The organism is Hymenobacter fastidiosus, assembly GCF_039539565.1.
In the GTDB taxonomy this organism is placed as follows: domain Bacteria; phylum Bacteroidota; class Bacteroidia; order Cytophagales; family Hymenobacteraceae; genus Hymenobacter; species Hymenobacter fastidiosus.
On record NZ_BAABDJ010000037.1, the window covers coordinates 128,961 to 147,802 of the forward strand.

Consider the following 18,842-nt stretch of genomic DNA (forward strand, 5'->3'; position numbering starts at 1 on the left):
GTGGTACAGGATTTGCCTGCGTTTCCGGGCACCGTTTCGCCCCCAAATTACGTTAAAATTAAACCGGAGTAAGCGGCGCTGGTCAGACAACCATCCGGCCTCTGTTCCCCTCTTCAGCGTAACGGTTCCCTTGTTCTCTCTCTTCCGGCCCTTTCTATACGCGCAAGCAGCCATGAAAAAGATCCTAACCGCATTCTTACCGGCCCTAACCCTGCTGACGCTGGGCGGTTGCGCCAGTACGTCGCACCTGACGTCTACGGAGGACGACGGCGTGTACTACTCTTCCGCCGACCGAACTACCCGCAACGCTCCGACCGCCACGGCTTCTTCCAGGCAAGCTGATGCGCAGCCTGCGCAGGGCAGCACCACCCAGGCCGGCGACGACGAGGCCCCGAATCCGGAGTACCGTAGCGGTAGCACCGGCCGTTCATCGGGCACGGTCAGCAGCGCGGAGTATTACGATGACGAATATGGCTACGCGGGCCGTATTCGCCGCTTTTACCAGCCCGCGTACCGCGGCTTTGGCCACGGCTACAACGATTTCGCCTACACCGACCCCTTCTGGTACAGCGGCGGCTACTCGCCCTACGGCTGGGGACCCGGGTATTACGGGGCTTTCTATGATCCTTTCTATGGCCCTTATGGTAATCCCTTCGTGTATGGAGGCTCCTTTGTCAATATCAACATCGGCTTTGGCCGGCCTTTCTACAACCCCTGGCGTTCCGGCTTCGGCTATGGTTACGGCGGCTATGGATACGGAGGGTTCAACGATGGCTACTGCAACGGCTTCTATAACGGGCTGAACAGCGGCTATGGCCGCAGGTATGGTTCCGCTGAAAGATACTCTGGTCCCCGGCGGGACGGGGCGCGCAGTGCCGTATCATCCTCGGCCGCTCAGCCCGGCAGCAGCCGGGGCCGCATCGAGCAGGGTGGCGTAGCTAACCCCGGCGGAGTTTCGGCTACCAATGGCCTGTCCGGCAATGGTAATGCTGCCCCGGCCGTAGTGCCTGGGCGGGGCCGCATCATACGCAGTGCCGGCGGTAGTGGTACCGCTGTTGATGTTCCGGTTCGGCAGCCGGTACGCGACCAGGTTAACGTAACCCGCGACCTGACCGATCAGCAGATTAAAGAGCGCGAAGGCCGGATCCGGCAAGCGGCGGAGGTTTCGGGGCAATCCGGTAACCCCATGCCGGGCAGCAGTGACGCGGTGGACCAGCCCCGGCTGAACACCGACGCGATGCGGGAGCGCAGACGCACGGTTGATAACGGCAACTCTTCGGGAACCGATGTTTCCCCGGCCACTCCCCGGGATTATGCCCAGCCACGGCGGGGGCGCTACCGTGAAGTAGCGCCGCCCCAGTCCGGAGGCAGCAGTGACCAGCCGCAGCGGCCTGCCCGACAGCGGGTATACCGGGAATCGACTGAGCCCAGCCGGTCCGGTGAGCAGCCGGCGCGGCAGCGTACCTATTCGGAGCCTTCCCGTAGCAACGCGCCTTCGGGCAACTCCAACTCCGGCAGCAACAGCAGCGGTGGGAATAGCGGGTCCCGGGGCCGGGGGCGGATGCAATAAGCCCTGCCCAGCCAATTAACTGAGTGTGAACAGTCGACCAGCGGCTTCCTTTCTTTCCTCGATGAAAAACGTTAAATACTGGCTTGGCCTGGCCCTGACGGGGTGGGCCAGCCACGCCTTTGCCCAGAATGAAACCGACGCGTTGCGGTATTCGCGGATCCAGTTTGGGGGCCCGGCCCGCACCTTGGGTATCGCTGGGGCCAACGTGGCTCTGGGTGCCGACCTGGGCAACCTAAGCAGCAACCCCGCGGGCCTGGGACTTTTCCGCAAGTCGGAATTCAGCTTTACGCCCGGGCTGGGCCTGGGGCAGTTTGACTCCCGCCCTCTTTCGTCCGATAACACGCTGACCGACAATAGCAACAGCTTTCATATTGGCAGCCTGGGAGCGGTCTTCACCGGGCGCCTGGCGGATGAGGATAACAGCTCCGACTGGCGCGCCGCCAACTTTGGCGTGGGCCTGACGCGGATCAATGATTTCAACGTGCGCTACCACTACAATAATACCGTGGACAACAACCGTTCGCTGCTGGCGCGGTTGGGTAATCCCAGTATTATCGACAACAGCCTGGAGGCTACGTACACCGATATCGACGAACAATACGACAACGAGGATTACTACTCGCTCGATGGGCTGGCTTATGGCGCGGGGCTGACGGGATACTACGAAGACCAACGCGGTAACGACTCGTTGGGAGCAGTACGGCGGATTGGACCAATTCTGCAGAACGAAGTGGTACTATCCACTGGCTCCCAAACGCAGTTCGATCTGGCTTTCGGGACTAGCTACCGCGACAAGCTCTACCTGGGAGCAGCCCTGGGCATCGTTTCCACCCGCTACAACGAAACCCGCACCTTTCAGGAAAGGGAAGCCAACGACCCCACCAACGCCACGGCCTTTACCAGCCTGACGCGTCGCGACCAGGTTGAAACCCGGGGTAGTGGGGTGAATCTGCGCGTGGGCGCTATTTACCGTCTGCACGATGCCGTTCGCTTGGGCGCGACCATCCAGACGCCCACCTTTATGCGCCTGACGGATAACTATTCCACCTCGTTTGACACCCAGTTCAGCCGCGCCCCGCGGACCAATTTTGGGACTTCGGGTTCGGTCCGGTCACTGCCCAGCGACTATACCTACTCCCTGACTACTCCCTTCCGGGCCTCGGGCGGGGCTGCCGTCACGATTGGTAAGTATGGCTTCCTGACGGGTGATGTGGAGTATGTAAACTACAGCCAGGCCCGGCTGGGTGGCGACAAGGAAACCAACAACAACGACACCTTCGACGCGGAAAACAACGCCTCGAAAACCTTGTATGGCTCGGCCGTGAATCTGCGCTTCGGCGGGGAGGCCCGGCTCGATATTTTCCGGCTGCGCGCTGGTTATGCCCGTTACGGCGACCCGTATAAAGCCAATGAGTTTGACCGGACCCGGCAGTTTTTTACCGCTGGGGTAGGGTTACGGCAGGGCAAGTTCTTCCTGGATGCGGCGAGTGTGTATGCCCTGGAAAAGCGTTACGACCAATCCTATTCCCTGGCTGACCAGGCCGCTCCGGTCATCAACGTCAATGGTAACCGGTACACGACTTCCGTCACTATCGGCACCACTTTCTGAGCCTGGGCTTATCCGTTAAACAAAGGGCTGCTCCAAACGGAGCAGCCCTTTGTTTGGCCTTGTTCCGGCCCCTTACTTCGTGATTCGAACCTGCAAAAGCACGGTGGGAACCGGGGTGGTAAGGAGAATATCCTGCACGTAGAGGAGGCCGGATTTCTGGTCTTTGGTCCGGAAGGCGTAGACCTTGCCTTTGGCTATAGGGTCGGTATGAGTGAGTGGGGGAGTGGCCGGCGTTCCGAATGCGGCAATCAGCTCTCCGCTGGTATCAGCCCCGTCGAAGCCGGTTTTATCAAGCGTAGTGGTGCGGAACTCGGTGGGCCGGGTGGTCCATTTCGGCACATGCGTAACCAGCGCATCGTTGGGGGCGGCCAGGTAGATACCACTTTGATTGGCCACGTACACGACGTCGACTATATTCCGGGCATCTGCGTTGGCTCGCACCGTGTAGCGGGGCAAAGTCAGGCCCGGCAGCAGGGCCAGAAAGCTGCGGCGGTTGCCGTTGCCATTGGGAGCCTGCAACTGAGCCGTATAGCCGTGGTAGGCGTTGGCCGAGTCGTTGTTGCGCACCTGCAGGCGAAATCCCCGGCGCACGGTATTGCCCCCGGCGTCTTCGGCCTCAAACCGCCACTGCTCCCGGCCGGAAGTGGTACGGGCGTTGAACGTGGTTTGCAGCACAAAATCCTTCGTCGTGATGGCGGAGTCGAGGTAGGTGAACTCCCGGTCGGCCGGGACACTGCCGGGCACGAAGCCCTGAGGATAGCTTACGGGGTTTTTGAGGGGAGTATAGGTTACCAGAATGCGTACGCGCCGCAGGGGAACCTCCGCATCCCGGGTATCGGCATACAGCTTGAAGGTCAGCGTGTCGCCGGGGCGGGTATCGTCGCGGTTGAAGCTGACGTAGCGGCCGCTGCCCACCAGATCGAGGCGCGGCCCCGCATTTTGCTTGGAACAGGCCGTCAGCAGGCTGAGCAAAGACGGGACAATAAGAAGCAGTCGGTAGCGCATAGGGAGCAAAGGTGGGGAGAAGCCGGGAAGTTTCCTGCCAACAGCCTGGTTGCCGCCGCAGGCCCGGGTAAACCATCGACGTTGGCCAGCCCGAATCAAACCCACTAACCCAGGTAACGCCTGGTAGGGGCCGGTATTTCACCCGCCTGCCTCCACCGGCCCATCATACCGGCTTTTCCGACATTGGGTCTAGGCTCCGCCGTAAGCTCCGCCGGGGCGCAATAAAATGCCTTACGAGGCGGTTGTTTCGGTGGTTTTTCCGTAGAATGCCTCCATGCGCATGCTTAAGATCAAACCCTGCCTCCTGCTGGGGGGCTTCCTGCTGGCTGGTTTAGGGAGTTGCCAGACGGAGAAGCCAGTCCGTTCGGAACCAGCCGCGCCGGTAAACCCGGCGCCTGCCCTGAACGACTCATTGCCCGCAACGCCGGCAACGGGACAGGCCGTTTCCCGTTCCTGGCACCGGCTGGCGCATCGCACCAATCCCAACGCCCCGTTGGTCTACCGACGAGGAACCCTGCGGCCGTCGGCAACCGATACCACGGCCCCGCCACCCTCCGAAGCGCGGCTGCATGATCTGACCCTGAAGGCCAGCGAGTATTTCCGGATCGACCCTACCCAACCGGCGGAAGTTCACGGCCGCGAAGGCACTATCGTCCGCCTGCCGGCGCAGATTCTGGTGGATGCGCGGCAGGTGCCGGCCGCCGGTCCCGTGTGGATAGAGCTGAAAGAGTGCTACACGCTGGCCGACATGCTGCTGTCGAACCTGTCCACGGTGACTGCCGCCGGCGACCTGCTCGATTCGGGGGGGATTGTGCTGGTGCGGGCTTCGGCCGCCGGGCAGCCGTTGCAGGTAGCCGCGGGGCAGGCCTTCCAGCTGGAGGTTCCTTTTTCGCGGCGACAAAAAGGCATGCGGCTGTTTTATGGCAACGGCAACCGGCGTCAGTCCCCTACGCATTGGGTGGCGGCCGGCCCCACCAACCGTCAACCGGCCCAGGAAACTATTGCCACTCAGGCCACCCGGATGCCCAGCTACGGCAATGGTCCGGCCGATATCAACCGGCTGATCCGGTATCCGCCGGCCGCGCAGGCCAACAAAACCGAAGGCCTGGTATACGCTTCCTTCGTGGTTGATGAGGCCGGGCAGGTGGTGGCGCCCACTATTCTGCGCGGCATCGGCGACGGCTGCGACGAGGAAGTGCTCCGGGTACTGCGCCAGACCTCCGGCCACTGGACTCCCGCGCAGCAGGGCGGCGAATTCGTGAAAGTGAAGATGATGCTGCCCATCCGCTTCTCCTTTCAGCCGGGGCAGATAACTGCTGCAACGGCTCAGGACGCGACTATTCCGGTCGATACGGTACCGGCTCCCGCCGATGACAGCCCGGAGGAAGTCGCTGCCGTGGAGCCGGCCGCCGACCATTACGCCTTTCCGGCTGACCGACTGGGGTGGCTGACCTGTGAGCGGGTGTGGCGCCCCGGGGGGCCGCCGGTGGCTTTCACGGCTACCGCGGCAGCTGAGCCGACGACCAGCGTGCATCTCGTATTTCAGGCAAGTAATACCATCGTGCCGGGTCAGCCCCAGGCCGATGGCTACCATTTCGCGGGGGTGCCCGCCAACCAGCCCGCGGTGGTGGTAGGCGTGCAGTACCGGAATGGCACGCCGTATCTGGCACTACGGCAAACCATCACCGGGCAGTACCCGGCCGAAGACCTGGAGTTCCGGGAAACGACCCTGGCCGAGCTGGAAAAGGCCCTGGCAAAGCTGGAGTAGCCTTACAGCTTCACGCACACGTTCTGCGCTTCGGTGAAAAACCGCAGCGCTTCCAGCCCGCCTTCGCGGCCTACGCCGGAGTTTTTCATGCCCCCGAACGGCGTACGCAGGTCGCGCAGCAGCCAGGTATTGATCCAGACCACGCCGGCGTGCAGCGCGTGGGCAACCCGGTGGGCCCGGTCCAGGTCGCGGGTCCAGACGGTGGCCGACAGGCCGTAGTCGGTGCCGTTGGCCCATTCCAGCGCTTCGGCTTCCGTGTCGAAAGGCGTCAGGGTGACCACGGGTCCGAATATTTCTTCGCGGTTGGTGCGGCAGTCGGGGGCCAGGCCTTCAAACACCGTGGGCTGGAGGAAGTAGCCCCCGGCGCAGCGCCCTGCCAGCTGCACGCGCTGCCCGCCCGCCAGCAAGGTGCCGCCTTCCTGCCGGGCCAGCTCGATGTAGGCCTGTACTTTCAGCAAATGAGCCTCGCTTACCAGCGCGCCCTGCCTGGTGTCTTCCTGCTGCGGGTCACCCACGGTGAGACCAGCTACGCGGGCCAGAAAAGCGGTTTTGAACTGCTCGTACACGGGCCGCTCAATAAAGATGCGCGACCCGCAGAGGCAAATCTGCCCCTGGTTGCTGAAGCTGGACTGCACGCTGGTACTCACGGCCGCCGCCAGGTCGCAGTCGGCAAAAATGACGTTGGGGTTTTTGCCGCCCAGCTCCAGCGAAAGCTTTTTAAACATCGGGGCCGCCGTACGGGCAATATGCTCGCCGGTCTTGGTGCCGCCCGTGAAGCTGAGGGCTTTTACCAATGGGTGCTCTACAATGGCCTGCCCCGCGCCCGGCCCGGTGCCGTGCACGATGTTGAGCACGCCCGCGGGCAGCCCGGCTTCCTGGCACAGCTCCGCCAGTAAAAAAGCCGTGGCGGGCGTAATTTCCGAGGGCTTGGCCACCACGCAGTTGCCGGCGGCCAGCGCGGGGGCAATTTTCCAGGTGAAGAGGTAGAGCGGCAGGTTCCAGGGCGAAATGCAGCCCACCACGCCCAGCGGGTGACGCACCGTATAGTTCAGAGCCACGCCTTCCTGGAAGTGGGTTTCGGAAGCGAAGTGCCCGATGCCGGTGCCGAAGAAGGCGAAGTTGCTGGCCGCCCGCGGAATATCCACCACCCGGGCCAGGGCCACGGGCTTGCCATTATCCTGACTTTCGGCCTGGGCCAGCCGCTCCAGATCCCGCTCAATCAGCCCGGCAATACGCACCAATAGCTGCCCCCGCTTTTCGGCCGCCAGGGCGCGCCAGGCCGGAAAAGCGGCCTGAGCGGCGGCTACTGCCAGCTGCACGTCGGCGGCGTCGGAATCCGGAATCCGGCCGTAGACCTGCCCGGTGGCGGGGTCGATGTTGTCGAGGTAGCGGCCGGCGATGGGAGCCACGAACCGGCCGTTGATGAAGTTTTGAATCTGGAGCATGAGGATGGCGGCAAAGGCGGAGGTGGGGCCCGGCAAAGCTACGCAAAGCCGGGGCCGGCCCGCTTGGGGGCTTGTTTTCCAGCCTCCGGGCGTCAGCGTCAGCGGGCGCAGTCCGAACGGCTACTTCCGCGGGAGGGGAACTTCGTCAGCGGCCTGGATGGTGGTGCGCTCCAACAGGATAAACTGCGCATCTTCATACACCACCCGGATGGTGGGCCGGGTGCGGAGGCGGGCTAGCTGCTGCATTTGCTCTTCAACACTTAGTGGCCAGGAGGTCTCCTTAGTGGGATGCCGCAGCAGCGCGATATACCGGGCATCGCGCAGCACCGGGAAGTGGTAGAGCTTGCTCCGGTCGGTCAGCCAGGGGGCCAGGTTCGACTGCGCGCTGAGTGCGGCTTCTGCGGGAATGCGGGCCAGGGCGGTGTGCAGGGCCGCCACGTTGAGCGGGCTGCGGTAGTGACGGCGGCTCAGGAAGTTGGTGTTTTCCCGGTTGTACCACTTGCTTTGCCGCCCGTACAGGGTCCCGATGGTCGTCAGAGCGGCCAAAACGAGTGTTATGACCAGATAGCGCCGCCGGGTGGCCGGGGGCCGCTGCCGGCTGGTTTCCGCTACGGCCAGGGCCAGCAAAGGGGCAAACTCGATGGAATACTGCCCATTGATGCCCCAGAGGCCGTAGTCGTTGGCCAGCAGCTTCTGGGCCAGCACGGGCACCAGCATCAGCAGATACCAGGGCCGCCACACCAAGGCCACACCCCCCGACAGCAGCAGGACGCCCCACATTTCCAGCTTGATGTAGTCGTATGCCGGGTCACCGGTGATGTTGACCAGCAGGCTCTGGACCAGCTGCTGCGGGTGGAGCACCAGCTGACCCGCAATGGCGGGTAGCGAAGTGCCCAGGTGCTGGTAGCGGATCAGCTGCTGAAAGGGCCGGTGGGCGTAGTCGAGTGCCGGCATCAGCCACTTGGTTACCAGCCCGAAATATACCACTGCGCCCAACGCGCCCAGCAGGGCCACCAGCACCAGCTGCCGCTGCCGGCGGTATTGCCACGCCGCGCCCAGGGCCACGGCGGCGGCCAGCAGCGCCATATTTTCCTTGCTGATGAGCAGCAGCCCATAAGTCAGCGCGACGCCGGCCCAGCGCCGCTCGCGGAACCAGTGCAGCAGCCACGGCAGCATCATCGCCCCAACTACGTTGTCGTGGTAGTCGAAGCTGAGCGCGGAGTAGATTCCCCAGATGCTGTAGAAGTAAGCCAGGATCAGGTTGGCCTCAGGCAGCGGGGCGCCCTGCCCACGGGCAAACACCCAGACGCCGCGGCCGCCCAGCAGGATGGCCCCCAGCTGGACGAGCAGCAGCGTCCAGGAGCCAAACAGCCAGTACAGCGGGGCCACCAGCACCGGAATCAGGGTGAAGTGGGCCGAGAAAAAGCTGGTCGGGGCCGAGTCGGTGAGCAGGGTGGTCAGCGGGGCCCGCAGCTGACTCAGCTCCCGCAGCGCGTGGCTGGCCATGCCCAGGTCGAGGGCGTATGTGCGGAAGTTGTAGTGGTTGACCAGGGAAATGGCCGCGAAAATAACGCCGAATCCCAGGTGCAAAGCCCACTGCGTCGGTTGGCCGGCCAGCCGGGGCTGGCTTTGGGCAGCCGGGGAGACAGAAAATAACGACACGGGGCGCGGCATTCGGGAGGGCAAAAGCAGGGAAAGTACGCGGGCCAGGGAGGCCAGGCCGGAAAGTGCCTAAGCGGAATGACCGATGCCTGACTGCTGCAGCGGTGGCGGAGCGGCACCCACCGGAATATTGGTATCCGAGATGATGTAGAGCGGCCGCTGGCGCACGTTGGCGCTGAGGCGGGCAATGTATTCGCCGATGATGCCCACGGCAATAAGCTGCACGCCGCCCAGAAACAGGATGCTGACCATCAGCGACGCCCAGCCGGGCTCGTACTCATGGCTCACAAAGCGGGCGTATAAGGTGTAGAGCATCACCAGAAAAGCCAGCCCCGACACGAGAAAGCCGCCGATGGTGGCCGCTTTCAGGGGCGCGTCGGAGAAGCCCGTGATGCCGTCCAGGGCCAGCCGGATCATCTTGCGGTAGGTGTAGCCGGTTTCGCCGCCCGCCCGTTCCGCCCGGTCGTATTCGAGGTAGGTCTGGCGGTAGCCGATCCAGGAAATCTGGCCCCGGATAAACTTATTCTGCTCCGGCATCAGCTTGAGGGCATCGACCACCTTGCGGGAGATAATGCGGAAGTCGCCGGTATCGACGGGGATGGAAATGTTGGTGATGCTGGCCAGGAGGCGGTAAAACAGCTTGGCCGTGAGCTTCTTGGCCGCGCTTTCGCCCTGGCGGGAGCGGCGCTTGGCGTACACCACCTCGTAGCCGTGCTGTAATTTCTGATACAGGTCCGGAATCAGCTCCGGCGGGTCCTGCAGGTCGGCATCAATGATGGCCACGGCCTCGCCCGCCGCCAGGTCCAGCCCTGCCGTAACGGCAATCTGGTGGCCAAAATTGCGGCTGAAGTCGATGTAGCGCACCCGGGGGTCGCGGGCCGCCAGGTTCTGGATCAGGGCCAGCGACCGGTCGCGGGAGCCGTCGTTGATAAAAATAAGCTCGTAGCGCAGCTGCATCGGCTCCAGCACGCCGCTCAGGCGGGTAAAGAGCGCGGCAATGTTTTCTTCCTCGTTGTAAATCGGGATGATGACGGAAAGGTCGACCGGGTGGGATGGCACAGACATAGAGGACAGATTTTCTAAACAGGCTTACGGGCCAGCGCGAACGTGCTGATGCCGACGGGCAGGTTCACGTGGCGCAGCAAGCGGTTTTCGCACCGCAACAGCGTGAGCAGGGCCCCGTTCAGGATGCCGGGCAGCACCTGCAGGTCACCGGAAGGAGGGCTTTGGGACGTGGGCCGCAGGCGCTGCACCAGCCGCACGATGGCGGCGGGCAGAAACAGGGCCGAGTTCCAGTACGACTGGCGCTGGGTATGCAGGCCCGCCCTTGTCAGGCTCTGGCGCAGCTGCTCCGCGGAATAGCGCCGGAAATGATGGTTGACCACGTCGTGGTCGCTCCACAGCAGCTGAAAGGCCGGCACAAACACCAGCAGGCAGCCCCCGGGCCGCAGCACCCGCAGCCATTCGCGCAGGGCCTGCTGCTCGTCTTCGATATGTTCGAGCACGTCGGAGGCTACTACGACGTCGAAGGCGGCCGTCGGGAAACTAAGCCGGGCGCCATCCATAACCTGCACGTTGGGCACCTGCCGCCGCCGGGCCAGGGCAATAGCGGGCGCACTCAGGTCGATGCCGGTGAGGTTGGTATAGCCTTCGTGCCGGAGGCGCTGCAGCAGCGGCCCCCCGGAGCAGCCCACTTCCAGCAGGGCCGTATCCTTGGCGAGATTCAGATCCTGCACCAGCGAGAATATAAAATCCCGGCGCGACTGAAACCACCAGTGCTGTTCTTCCAACTCATGATAGGTGGTCTCGTAAGCTAAATCCATTTGGTAAAGGTATCGGATTGATGGTAGTCCGGCGGCCCCGGGCCAGGGTGGGCGCGCCGCCGGGCAGATTTTCTTCCGGGACTGGCCCGCTTCAGCGGCCCAGCGGATAGCCGTTCAGAACGGGCTGCCGCCGCGTATCGAGCCAGTACACGTCCGTGTCAGCCGGTCGGATCAGCAGGTCGTCGGCCAGCAGGTCGCGGTTGTAGTAGCGGACCTCCAGGCCCGTCACGCCGGGCCGCACGCGAACGGGCACGACCATGCGAAACCAGTCGCCATCGATTTCCATCGACAGGCGGCCGTCCGCGTTTTGTTCGTCCACCACTTCCTGCTGGCGGTATTGCCGCACCTGTAGCCCGCCGGTCCCATAATCAGTTTTGGCATTGATCCACACGCTCACTTCGTAGCGGCCGGTGTCGGCCGGCGGGGGTACCGGGCCGCGGTAAAGCACCGACCACTGTTCTTTGGGCTCGTGAAAGGCCCCCGCTGCCAAGCGGCCGCGCCGGTCGGGGCTTTGGCCGAACGATTCGCGTACGACGCCTTTGGGCGTGGTTGCATATAGTCCGCCTGGCCGCACCGCCAGCTGCGGCAGCAGTACCCGCGCTTTCGCCCGCTCCCGGGCCAGCCCGGTGGCCCCCAGGGCTGCCAGCGGCAGCTCGTACAGCTTAGCCTCGGGGGAGGACACCAGTAGCCGGGAGATGCTGACCAGCCGCTGCTCTTCCGGCGTGAGCACATCCGGCGTTACCAGCAGCAGAATAGGCTTGCGCGAGGGAAAGTCGTTGAGGAGGGGCTTTTCCACCAGGGGGCTGCTCAGCAGCTGCACGTGCCGGAGCATCTGCTCAACGGAAGGCCGGGAAACGTAGGTGGCCAACTCCGGCAACCCGGTGGCCAGCGCCAGCTTGTGGGCCTGGAATACGGAGTTGGCGGAGCCACTGAGGTCAATCTTATCCGTGCCCTTGTTCATGTAGGGCAAGGGCAGAATGGCCTGGAAATCGGAAGGCCGGCGGCCGGCCCAGCTGAGCTGCGGGGCCAGACTGGTGCCCGGGTCCATGAAAGCCCGGGCCCCGTAGCCCTGGGCTACTTCCGCGGCTTTGGTGGAAATATTGATCCACGCTTCGGCGCCCCAGATAATTAACAGCAGCGGAATCCAGGGCAGGGCCCGGAGCGGAATACCCCGCTGCCGCTGGTAGCGCGCCAGCCGGTACAGATAGTAGGCGACAAAAACGCTGCACGCGTAGTAGAACGGCCAGGCAAACCGGCCCAGGGCCCGGAACTGCTTGAGGGGCCCCGTATAGTCGAGCAGGCCCTCAAGCCCCGGCAGAATGAATGGCAGACCAAGGGAAAAAAGCAGCAGGAGCGCGGCGGCCCACATGCCGGTGTATAAGCTAGCCGGTACGCCCTGGCCCAGACCGCGGCGCTGGCGGCGCCGTTTGCCCCACTGCCACACCAGCCGCAGCCCCGCCACGGCCAGTACGCCCGTGCAGACCAGCCCGATATAAGAGGAGGCCTCGAAGCTGATGTCTTTGGTATGGAAAAGCCCGGCCCATAAGGGCCGCAGCGGCGCCAGCGCGGGCGTAAAAACGCCGCCCGGGGTAGCCATATACACCAGAAAGCCGAACGGATTGGGCGGCCGGTCAGTGATAGGGTCAGTGGCCCAGAGCCAGCCCCGGAACAAGAGCAGGGGCAACAGCGCCGTCAGGGTCATGCGCCAGAGCAGTGCCAGGGGCCGGGGCCGCTGGAAGAACAGCACCACCGCGTGGGCCAGCAGCAGAAAGCAGCCGCAGGCGAGGAAATACAGCATCACCGCGCCCATCAGCAGGCTGCTCACCCCGAACAGCACATACCACCGCCACTGCTGCGGCGCTTCCTGCATCCGGATGATGAAGTACCAGAGCAGCGGCATAAAGCACGCGTAGCTCAGCGACATATGCCCCCCGAGCCGCTGCACCTGGGGCGACAGAAACCCGATAATCAGGGCCGTGAGCACCGCGTACCAGATGGCCAGGCCCAGCCGGCGCAGGATGGCGTACAGCACGGGCGGGGTAGCCCACAAGCTCAGCAGCGCCAGCAGGTTCGTGATGCCTATCGTGTGCTTGGCGGCCGGGATGCCCAGGTGCTGCAGCCCGGCGATGCTCCAGGCAATAAGCGGTTGCAGGTTGGGGTAGTTGACGTTCTCGCCGAACGGGTAGTTCATGCCCGAGAAATGCTGGCCGGAGTCGTAGAGAGCGTAGTAGGCCGTGGCAAAGTAGCTCTGGATACCGTCGCCGCCGGCCTGGAAAAAGTAGTCGTCCGGGTTGGCCAGCACGGGGCCGAAGAAAGCCACCAGCAGTCCGGCGCTAGCCAGGGCCACGATGAGCAGACCCAGCCAGTGGGCATTGCGACGCAATAGAATCATACTAGGAACACAAGTCAGATACTTCCGGCGCAGCCGGAATAAAACAGGGAGGCGTAAATGGCGGCGAAGGTTACCGCTACGAAGGTCAAAACTACGGTATGCGGACCATAATAATCCTTACTATATCCTGCGGTCAACCTATATTTGCCCGGAAAACCCGCCATTTATCCCGCCCGCTTTGTTATGCACCGCTCATTATTCCGGATTGTAACTGTGGGAGTGGCGGCCGGCTTGCCTGATTGCGAAAAGACCGCAGTCCGCTATACCCGCCCCGACGCTTGGTCGGGCGCGACACTCTTCTGACGCTCGGGCCCAACCGCCCGGGCCTGGCTCAACCCCGGCCCGGCGGCTATTCCAGGCAAATTGATTTTTTACAAGCTCACTTCTTTTTACCCCAATGCGCATTCTCTCCTCTTCGCTTTCTTTTCTGTTTGTTGGTGTGCTGCTCGTCGGCTGTGGTGGCTCCGATACGGCCGTTAAGGACGATAAAACCCTGGTAGACACCAACTTCGATAACCTGGTGGGCTGGGTGGATAACGCCAGCGGCTCGTTAAGCAAAAAATTCGCGCACAGCGGCAAATATTCCCTTACTGTCGGCGGGGGCACGGAGTACGGCGGCGCCGCCTTCCACTCGCCCCTGGGCCAGATCACCGCTACCAAGCCCCGGAAGCTGACGCTGCACGGCTGGGTCAGAACCGATGAGCCCAACACACCCGCGCAGCTGGTGGTGCAGGTGACCAAGCCGGGAACCGACGAGAAAGTGTTCTGGAAAGGACTGCCGCTGTCGGCGGGCAGCAAGCCCGGCGAGTGGACCGAGCTCAAAGCGGACCTGGTACTGCCCGAAAACGTGGCCAACGACCAGATTCTGGGCGTCTACCTGTGGGGCAACAGCGCGGGCAAGCCCATCTTCCTGGACGATCTGACCATCGTCAGCGCGGAATAACGGCGGCCGGCCCGGCCCGCTACCACTTCCGGCCTGCCGGCTGGTCTGGCGCAAGGGCTTTACCACCAGCCGCTACCGGTATGGCCTACGCCGACCGGTAGCCGCCGATACTTTAGTCTTCGTCTTGCTTTGAAATCTATGCGACTCCGGTACGTTGTTTCCCTTGGTTTGGCGAGCCTGTCGCTGATGGTTTCCTGTAAGTCGGAGGTCCCGGTCACGACGGGCGAGGGTAGTCTGCTGGCCAACGATTTCGAGGCCAGCGCCGGGTGGAACGACGTCCAGGAGGGCTTGCTTACAACCGACAAGGCGCACTCCGGCCGCTGGTCTGTTCAGACCAACCCGGGGATTCCCTTCAGCTACACCTACGTGCGGCAGCTCGACCGGCTCGACCCTAAGCTGACCCGGGCCTATGAGCTGCGGGGCTGGGCGCTGCGGGCCAGTACGGGGAGCACGGCGCGCCTGGTGGTGCAGGTAACCAGGAGCCGCACCGATACTGCCAAAGTGTTCTACCGCACCCTTGATATCGGGAAGGTGGTCAAGTCGTTTAATAAGTGGCAGGCCGTAACGCTGCCCGTGACGCTGCCCGCCACCGCTGCCGCCACCAACGAGGTGAAAATATACCTCTGGAACGATCAGGCCACGGCCCCGACGTACGTCGATGACCTGCAGCTCACGGCGGTAGCTGCCAACTAGCACTACCTATGTCCCAATCTCCTGAAGCCGGGGTAGTCTCCGGCCCCCGGGCTCCCTGGAGTGCTCTGGCCCTGGCGGGGCTGTTTATTCTGATGGTGCAGGCCCGCCTGTGGGCGCCCTACTGGGATACGCACAACGTGCAGGCTATCCTGACCTGGGACGTAATGGGCTACTACCTGTATCTGCCGGCCCAGTTCATCTACCACGACCTGTCGCACCTGACGTTCGCGCCCGACATCATGCGCGAGTACCAGCCCAGCAGTGGGTTCTACCAGGCCTTTCAGGTGCCCGGCGCGGCCGAGGGCACGCTGGTGATGAAGTACACCTGCGGCCTGGCGCTGCTGTTCACGCCGTTTTTCTGGCTGGGCCACTGGGCCGCCGGGCTGGCAGGCTACGCTCAGGATGGCTTTTCGGCCCCCTATCAGATAGCCATTGCCTTTGGGGGTCTGCTCTACGCGCTGCTGGGCCTGGGAATCTTGCGCCACGTGCTGCTGCGCTACTGCTCCGACCTGCTGACGGCGGCGGTGCTGGTGCTGCTGGTGCTGGGGACCAATTACCTGCAATACGCCGTTTTCGACGGGGCCATGGCCCACAACTACCTGTTCACCCTCTACGCCCTGCTGCTGGGGCTGGTGATCCGGTGGCACGAGCGGCCCCACTGGAAATGGGCTGCCGCCATGGGCCTGGTGTTGGGCCTGATGATTCTGATCCGGCCCACGGAGGCCGTGGCGGGGCTGCTGCCCGTGCTGTGGGGGGTAGGCTCCGTCGCCAGCGCCAAAGCCAAGCTCCGGCTGCTGCTCCGGCGCTGGCCCGACGTGCTGCTGCTGGGTTTATGCCTGCTTCTGGGGGTGCTGCCGCAGCTGCTGTACTGGAAGTGGGCTACCGGTCACTTCCTGTTCTATAGCTACCAGGAGCAGACGTTCAGCTTCCTGCGGCCGCACGTGCGGCAGGTGCTGTTCAGCTACAAAAAGGGCTGGCTGCTGTATACTCCCCTCATGCTGCTGCCACTGGCGGGCCTGGTGGTGCTGTGGCGACGCAACCGGGCCGTGGCCGTGCCCGTGCTGGCCTACTTTCTGATCAATCTGTGGATTGTATCGGCCTGGGATATCTGGTGGTACGGCGGCAGCATCGGCCAGCGGGCCCTGGTGCAGTCGTATGCCGTGCTGAGCCTGCCACTGGCTTACCTGCTGCATTGGGTGACCGAGCAGCGGCCGCGGCCCGTGTTGCAGCTGGCCTTTCTGGGGCTGGTAGTGCTACTGGTCGACCTGAACCTGTTTCAGCACTGGCAGTACATGAGCTCCATCATTCACCCCGAAGAAATGACGCCCAGCTACTACTGGGCCATTTTCAACAATGCCCAGCCCACCCAGTCCGATTATGCCCGCCTCGACGTGCCCGCGCATTTGCCGGCGGCCGAGTGGAAGTACGACCGCCGCACCCTGGGTAAGCTGGATTTCGACGCCGAGCCCGTTTCGGCCGCAACCGGCATCACCGCTGAATTCGGCTACTACAGCAAACAGTCGTTCCATTCCGATGCCGGCCATCAGTACGGCCCGGCGCTGCTGCTGAAAGCGGGGGAGGCCCGGGTGGCGCCCGGGCAGTGGCTGCGGGCCTCGTGCCAGGTGTATTCCGACTACGGGGCCTGGAACTCCAAGCTGGTGCTGTCGGTAGATCGGGCCGGTAAAACGGTGCAGTGGTACGGCATGCGCCTGCAAAACAAGCTGAGTGCGAACCGCCGCTGGAATCAGGTCTGGTTCGACGTTCCGCTGCCCGCCGACGCGCAGCCCGACGATTTGATCAAGCTCTTCGTGCTCAATGAGAATGGCTCCCCCAGCTTTATCGACGATGTGCAGGTGGAAGCGCTGACGCTGAAAGAGCCGCCGGCCGTAAGCGCCCGCTAGCTCCGGGGCGGTATCCGGGCGGCACCAGTGGGAGCGAAGCGGCGGGGAAACTGGTGGGCACTGGCGCCTAGGCCCGGGCGGTGCGCACGACCTCAAAGCGCTTTTTCAGGCGCAGGATCTGCTTTTCGAACAGCTCGTAGGAAACCGCCGATACGGCCACGGTGAGCAGCACGATGATGACCACCCGCAGGTACGGGTTGTACTCGTTCGGCGGGAAGCTGTCCAGGGGGAAGTTATCATCGAAGGAAAAGATGATGGGGCTGTGGTACATGTACAGGCCGTAGGAAATCTTCCCCAGGTAATCGACCACCCGCTGCACGGCGGCCGGCGCGGTCGGCGTCAGCTCGTTGAAGACGACGTAGCTGAAAATAAGCATCAGCGGGGCTACGTAGAGATATTTCTTGAAAGCGGCCAGGTGGGTGGTGCTGAAATCGGAGCCGTCGATAATGCTCAGCAGCAGCCCGAGGAAAAGCCCGGCGGCGGGCAGCAGCCACGGGGCCAGCTGCAGCCGGATGGGCTGGGTGAAGTGCCGCCACGCCAGCAGCCCGCCCAGCGCCAGCAGGTCGCAGCGGCTCAGCGTATGACAGTAGATCGTCATCCAGTTGCCTTCCACCGTGAGCGACAGCGTGGCGTAGATGCGAAAGGCAATGCTCAGGACCACGATACCGCCGAACAGCGCCGGCAGGCGACGAGTGGGCAGCAGGAGCACCAGCAGGGGAATAACCAGATAAAACTGCTCCTCGATGCACAGCGACCAGAGGGGATTGAGTGTCGCTACCGTCCAGTTGTTGGTTTCAATCATCCAGAAATTACCCCAGAAGTAGAGGTAAGGCCGGAAGTCGATTTCGGGGTGGGCATCGGCGTGCAGCCACCAGGCCACGCCCACGATCAGAAAATACAGCGGGAAAATCCGCAGGGCCCGTCGCACGTAGAAGCGCGGCAGGCTGATGGTGCCCGTGCGGGATTTTTCGGCCAGCAGCAGGTACGTAATCAGAAAGCCGCTGATGAGCAGAAAAAAATCGACGCCGACCGGCAGGTTGTGCAGCACCTTGCCTACCGAGCGGGGCAGCTGGCGTAGCTCGGCCAGGCCCAGGGTGCTGTGGTAGATAACAATGGCCAGGGCCGCGAAACAGCGGAGCGAATCCAGCCCCGTGAATTGCACGGCCGGTCGGGCGGCCACATCGGGCGTAGCAGTAGCGGACTGCAGCGGCATAAGCAGGCGGGGAAAGATGGGGGATGAGCCGGGGAGCGGCGACGAGGTATGACTAGCCGAACAGGCCGTATTTCAGAATGCAGTAGATGGCCCGGACTCCGTCGCGCCAGCCAATCTTCTTGCCCTCGGCGTAGGTGCGGCCGTAGTAGCTGATGCCCACTTCATAGATGCGCACATTGGGCACCCGCGACACTTTCGCCGTTACTTCGGGCTCGAAGCCGAACCGCTTTTCCTCCAGCGTCAGACCCTGAAGAATGTCGCGGCGGAACAGCTTGTAGCAGGTTTCCATGTCCGTCAGGTTCAGGTCGGTGAACATGTTCGACAGAAAGGTAAGCACATTGTTGCCGATGCTGTGCCAGAAAAACAGGATGCGGTGCGGGTTGCCGCCCATGAAGCGGGAGCCGAAGACCACGTCGGCGAAGCCCCGCAGAATAGGCTTGAAGAGCACGTTGTACTCCTCCGGATCGTACTCCAGATCGGCATCCTGAATGATGACGTAGTCGCCGGTAGCCTCCCGGATGCCGGTGTGCAGCGCGGCCCCTTTGCCCTGATTCACGCTGTGGTGCAGCAGGCGCAGCCCCATTTCGGGGTAGCGGGTCGTGTACGCCGCAATGACTTCGGCCGAGTTGTCGGTCGAGCAGTCGTTTACCAGAATGATTTCCTTCTGAATGTTATGGACCAGCTTCAGCTCGCGCAGCAGATCGAGAATCTGGTGGATGGTGCGCGCTTCATTATAAACCGGAATAATGATGGAGATGGTGTCGAACTTAACCAAAATGCAGCGGGCGTTAGGAAGAAACGGGTAAAAATAAGCCGGA

Annotated in this window: 14 protein-coding genes; 6 read left to right on the top strand and 8 right to left on the bottom strand. The window is 63.1% G+C overall.

Annotated elements, in window-relative coordinates; all coding sequences use genetic code 11:
* Nucleotides 1-172 precede the first annotated feature (172 nt).
* Together ABD833_RS16725 and ABD833_RS16730 are read left to right on the top strand one after the other, a co-directional pair.
* Nucleotides 173-1,570, top strand: coding sequence for a hypothetical protein (locus ABD833_RS16725; protein WP_345074534.1), 1,398 nt, complete (start codon nucleotides 173-175; stop codon nucleotides 1,568-1,570).
* 61 nt (nucleotides 1,571-1,631) lie between these two features.
* Entirely contained in the window at nucleotides 1,632-3,179 is a 1,548-nt protein-coding gene (locus ABD833_RS16730) for an OmpP1/FadL family transporter (protein ID WP_345074536.1), read from the top strand.
* A gap of 72 nt (nucleotides 3,180-3,251) precedes the next feature.
* On the opposite strand, the gene ABD833_RS16735 is transcribed toward ABD833_RS16730, so the two are convergent.
* Nucleotides 3,252-4,184 (bottom strand): hypothetical protein, encoded by a 933-nt coding sequence (locus ABD833_RS16735; RefSeq protein WP_345074538.1) that lies wholly within the window; start codon nucleotides 4,182-4,184, stop codon nucleotides 3,252-3,254.
* A gap of 280 nt (nucleotides 4,185-4,464) precedes the next feature.
* Here ABD833_RS16735 and ABD833_RS16740 point away from each other — a divergent pair, with 280 nt between their 5' ends.
* Complete coding sequence (locus ABD833_RS16740) at nucleotides 4,465-5,952, top strand: energy transducer TonB (protein WP_345074539.1); 1,488 nt, start codon at nucleotides 4,465-4,467, stop codon at nucleotides 5,950-5,952.
* A gap of 2 nt (nucleotides 5,953-5,954) precedes the next feature.
* Here ABD833_RS16740 and ABD833_RS16745 read toward each other — a convergent pair whose 3' ends face one another.
* From ABD833_RS16745 to ABD833_RS16765, 5 genes are all read right to left on the bottom strand, one after another.
* Entirely contained in the window at nucleotides 5,955-7,397 is a 1,443-nt protein-coding gene (locus ABD833_RS16745; protein ID WP_345074540.1) for an aldehyde dehydrogenase, read from the bottom strand.
* A gap of 120 nt (nucleotides 7,398-7,517) precedes the next feature.
* The gene (locus ABD833_RS16750; protein ID WP_345074541.1) at nucleotides 7,518-9,059 is read right to left on the bottom strand and encodes a DUF2079 domain-containing protein; all 1,542 of its coding nucleotides are present in this window, start codon (nucleotides 9,057-9,059) and stop codon (nucleotides 7,518-7,520) included.
* Between the two features lie 69 nt (nucleotides 9,060-9,128).
* The gene (locus ABD833_RS16755; protein ID WP_345074542.1) at nucleotides 9,129-10,124 is read right to left on the bottom strand and encodes a glycosyltransferase family 2 protein; all 996 of its coding nucleotides are present in this window, start codon (nucleotides 10,122-10,124) and stop codon (nucleotides 9,129-9,131) included.
* A 14-nt stretch (nucleotides 10,125-10,138) separates the two neighbouring features.
* Nucleotides 10,139-10,882 (bottom strand): class I SAM-dependent DNA methyltransferase, encoded by a 744-nt coding sequence (locus ABD833_RS16760; protein ID WP_345074544.1) that lies wholly within the window; start codon nucleotides 10,880-10,882, stop codon nucleotides 10,139-10,141.
* 91 nt (nucleotides 10,883-10,973) lie between these two features.
* Nucleotides 10,974-13,274: a DUF6311 domain-containing protein gene (locus ABD833_RS16765; RefSeq protein ID WP_345074546.1), complete on the bottom strand. Its 2,301-nt coding sequence runs from the start codon at nucleotides 13,272-13,274 to the stop codon at nucleotides 10,974-10,976.
* 397 nt (nucleotides 13,275-13,671) lie between these two features.
* On the opposite strand from ABD833_RS16765, the gene ABD833_RS16770 reads away from it, so the two are divergent.
* From ABD833_RS16770 to ABD833_RS16780, 3 genes are all read left to right on the top strand, one after another.
* Nucleotides 13,672-14,217 carry a carbohydrate binding domain-containing protein gene (locus ABD833_RS16770; RefSeq protein WP_345074548.1) on the top strand — a complete coding sequence of 182 codons (546 nt, stop codon included), beginning with the start codon at nucleotides 13,672-13,674 and terminating at the stop codon, nucleotides 14,215-14,217.
* Nucleotides 14,218-14,355: 138 nt separating this feature from the next.
* Entirely contained in the window at nucleotides 14,356-14,910 is a 555-nt protein-coding gene (locus ABD833_RS16775) for a hypothetical protein (RefSeq protein WP_345074550.1), read from the top strand.
* 8 nt (nucleotides 14,911-14,918) lie between these two features.
* A complete protein-coding gene (locus ABD833_RS16780) occupies nucleotides 14,919-16,811 on the top strand; it encodes a hypothetical protein (RefSeq protein ID WP_345074552.1) in 1,893 nt (630 codons plus the stop codon).
* Nucleotides 16,812-16,878: 67 nt separating this feature from the next.
* On the opposite strand, the gene ABD833_RS16785 is transcribed toward ABD833_RS16780, so the two are convergent.
* A complete protein-coding gene (locus ABD833_RS16785) occupies nucleotides 16,879-18,024 on the bottom strand; it encodes an acyltransferase family protein (RefSeq protein WP_345074554.1) in 1,146 nt (381 codons plus the stop codon).
* A gap of 52 nt (nucleotides 18,025-18,076) precedes the next feature.
* The gene (locus ABD833_RS16790; protein WP_345074555.1) at nucleotides 18,077-18,799 is read right to left on the bottom strand and encodes a glycosyltransferase family 2 protein; all 723 of its coding nucleotides are present in this window, start codon (nucleotides 18,797-18,799) and stop codon (nucleotides 18,077-18,079) included.
* Nucleotides 18,800-18,842 lie beyond the last annotated feature (43 nt).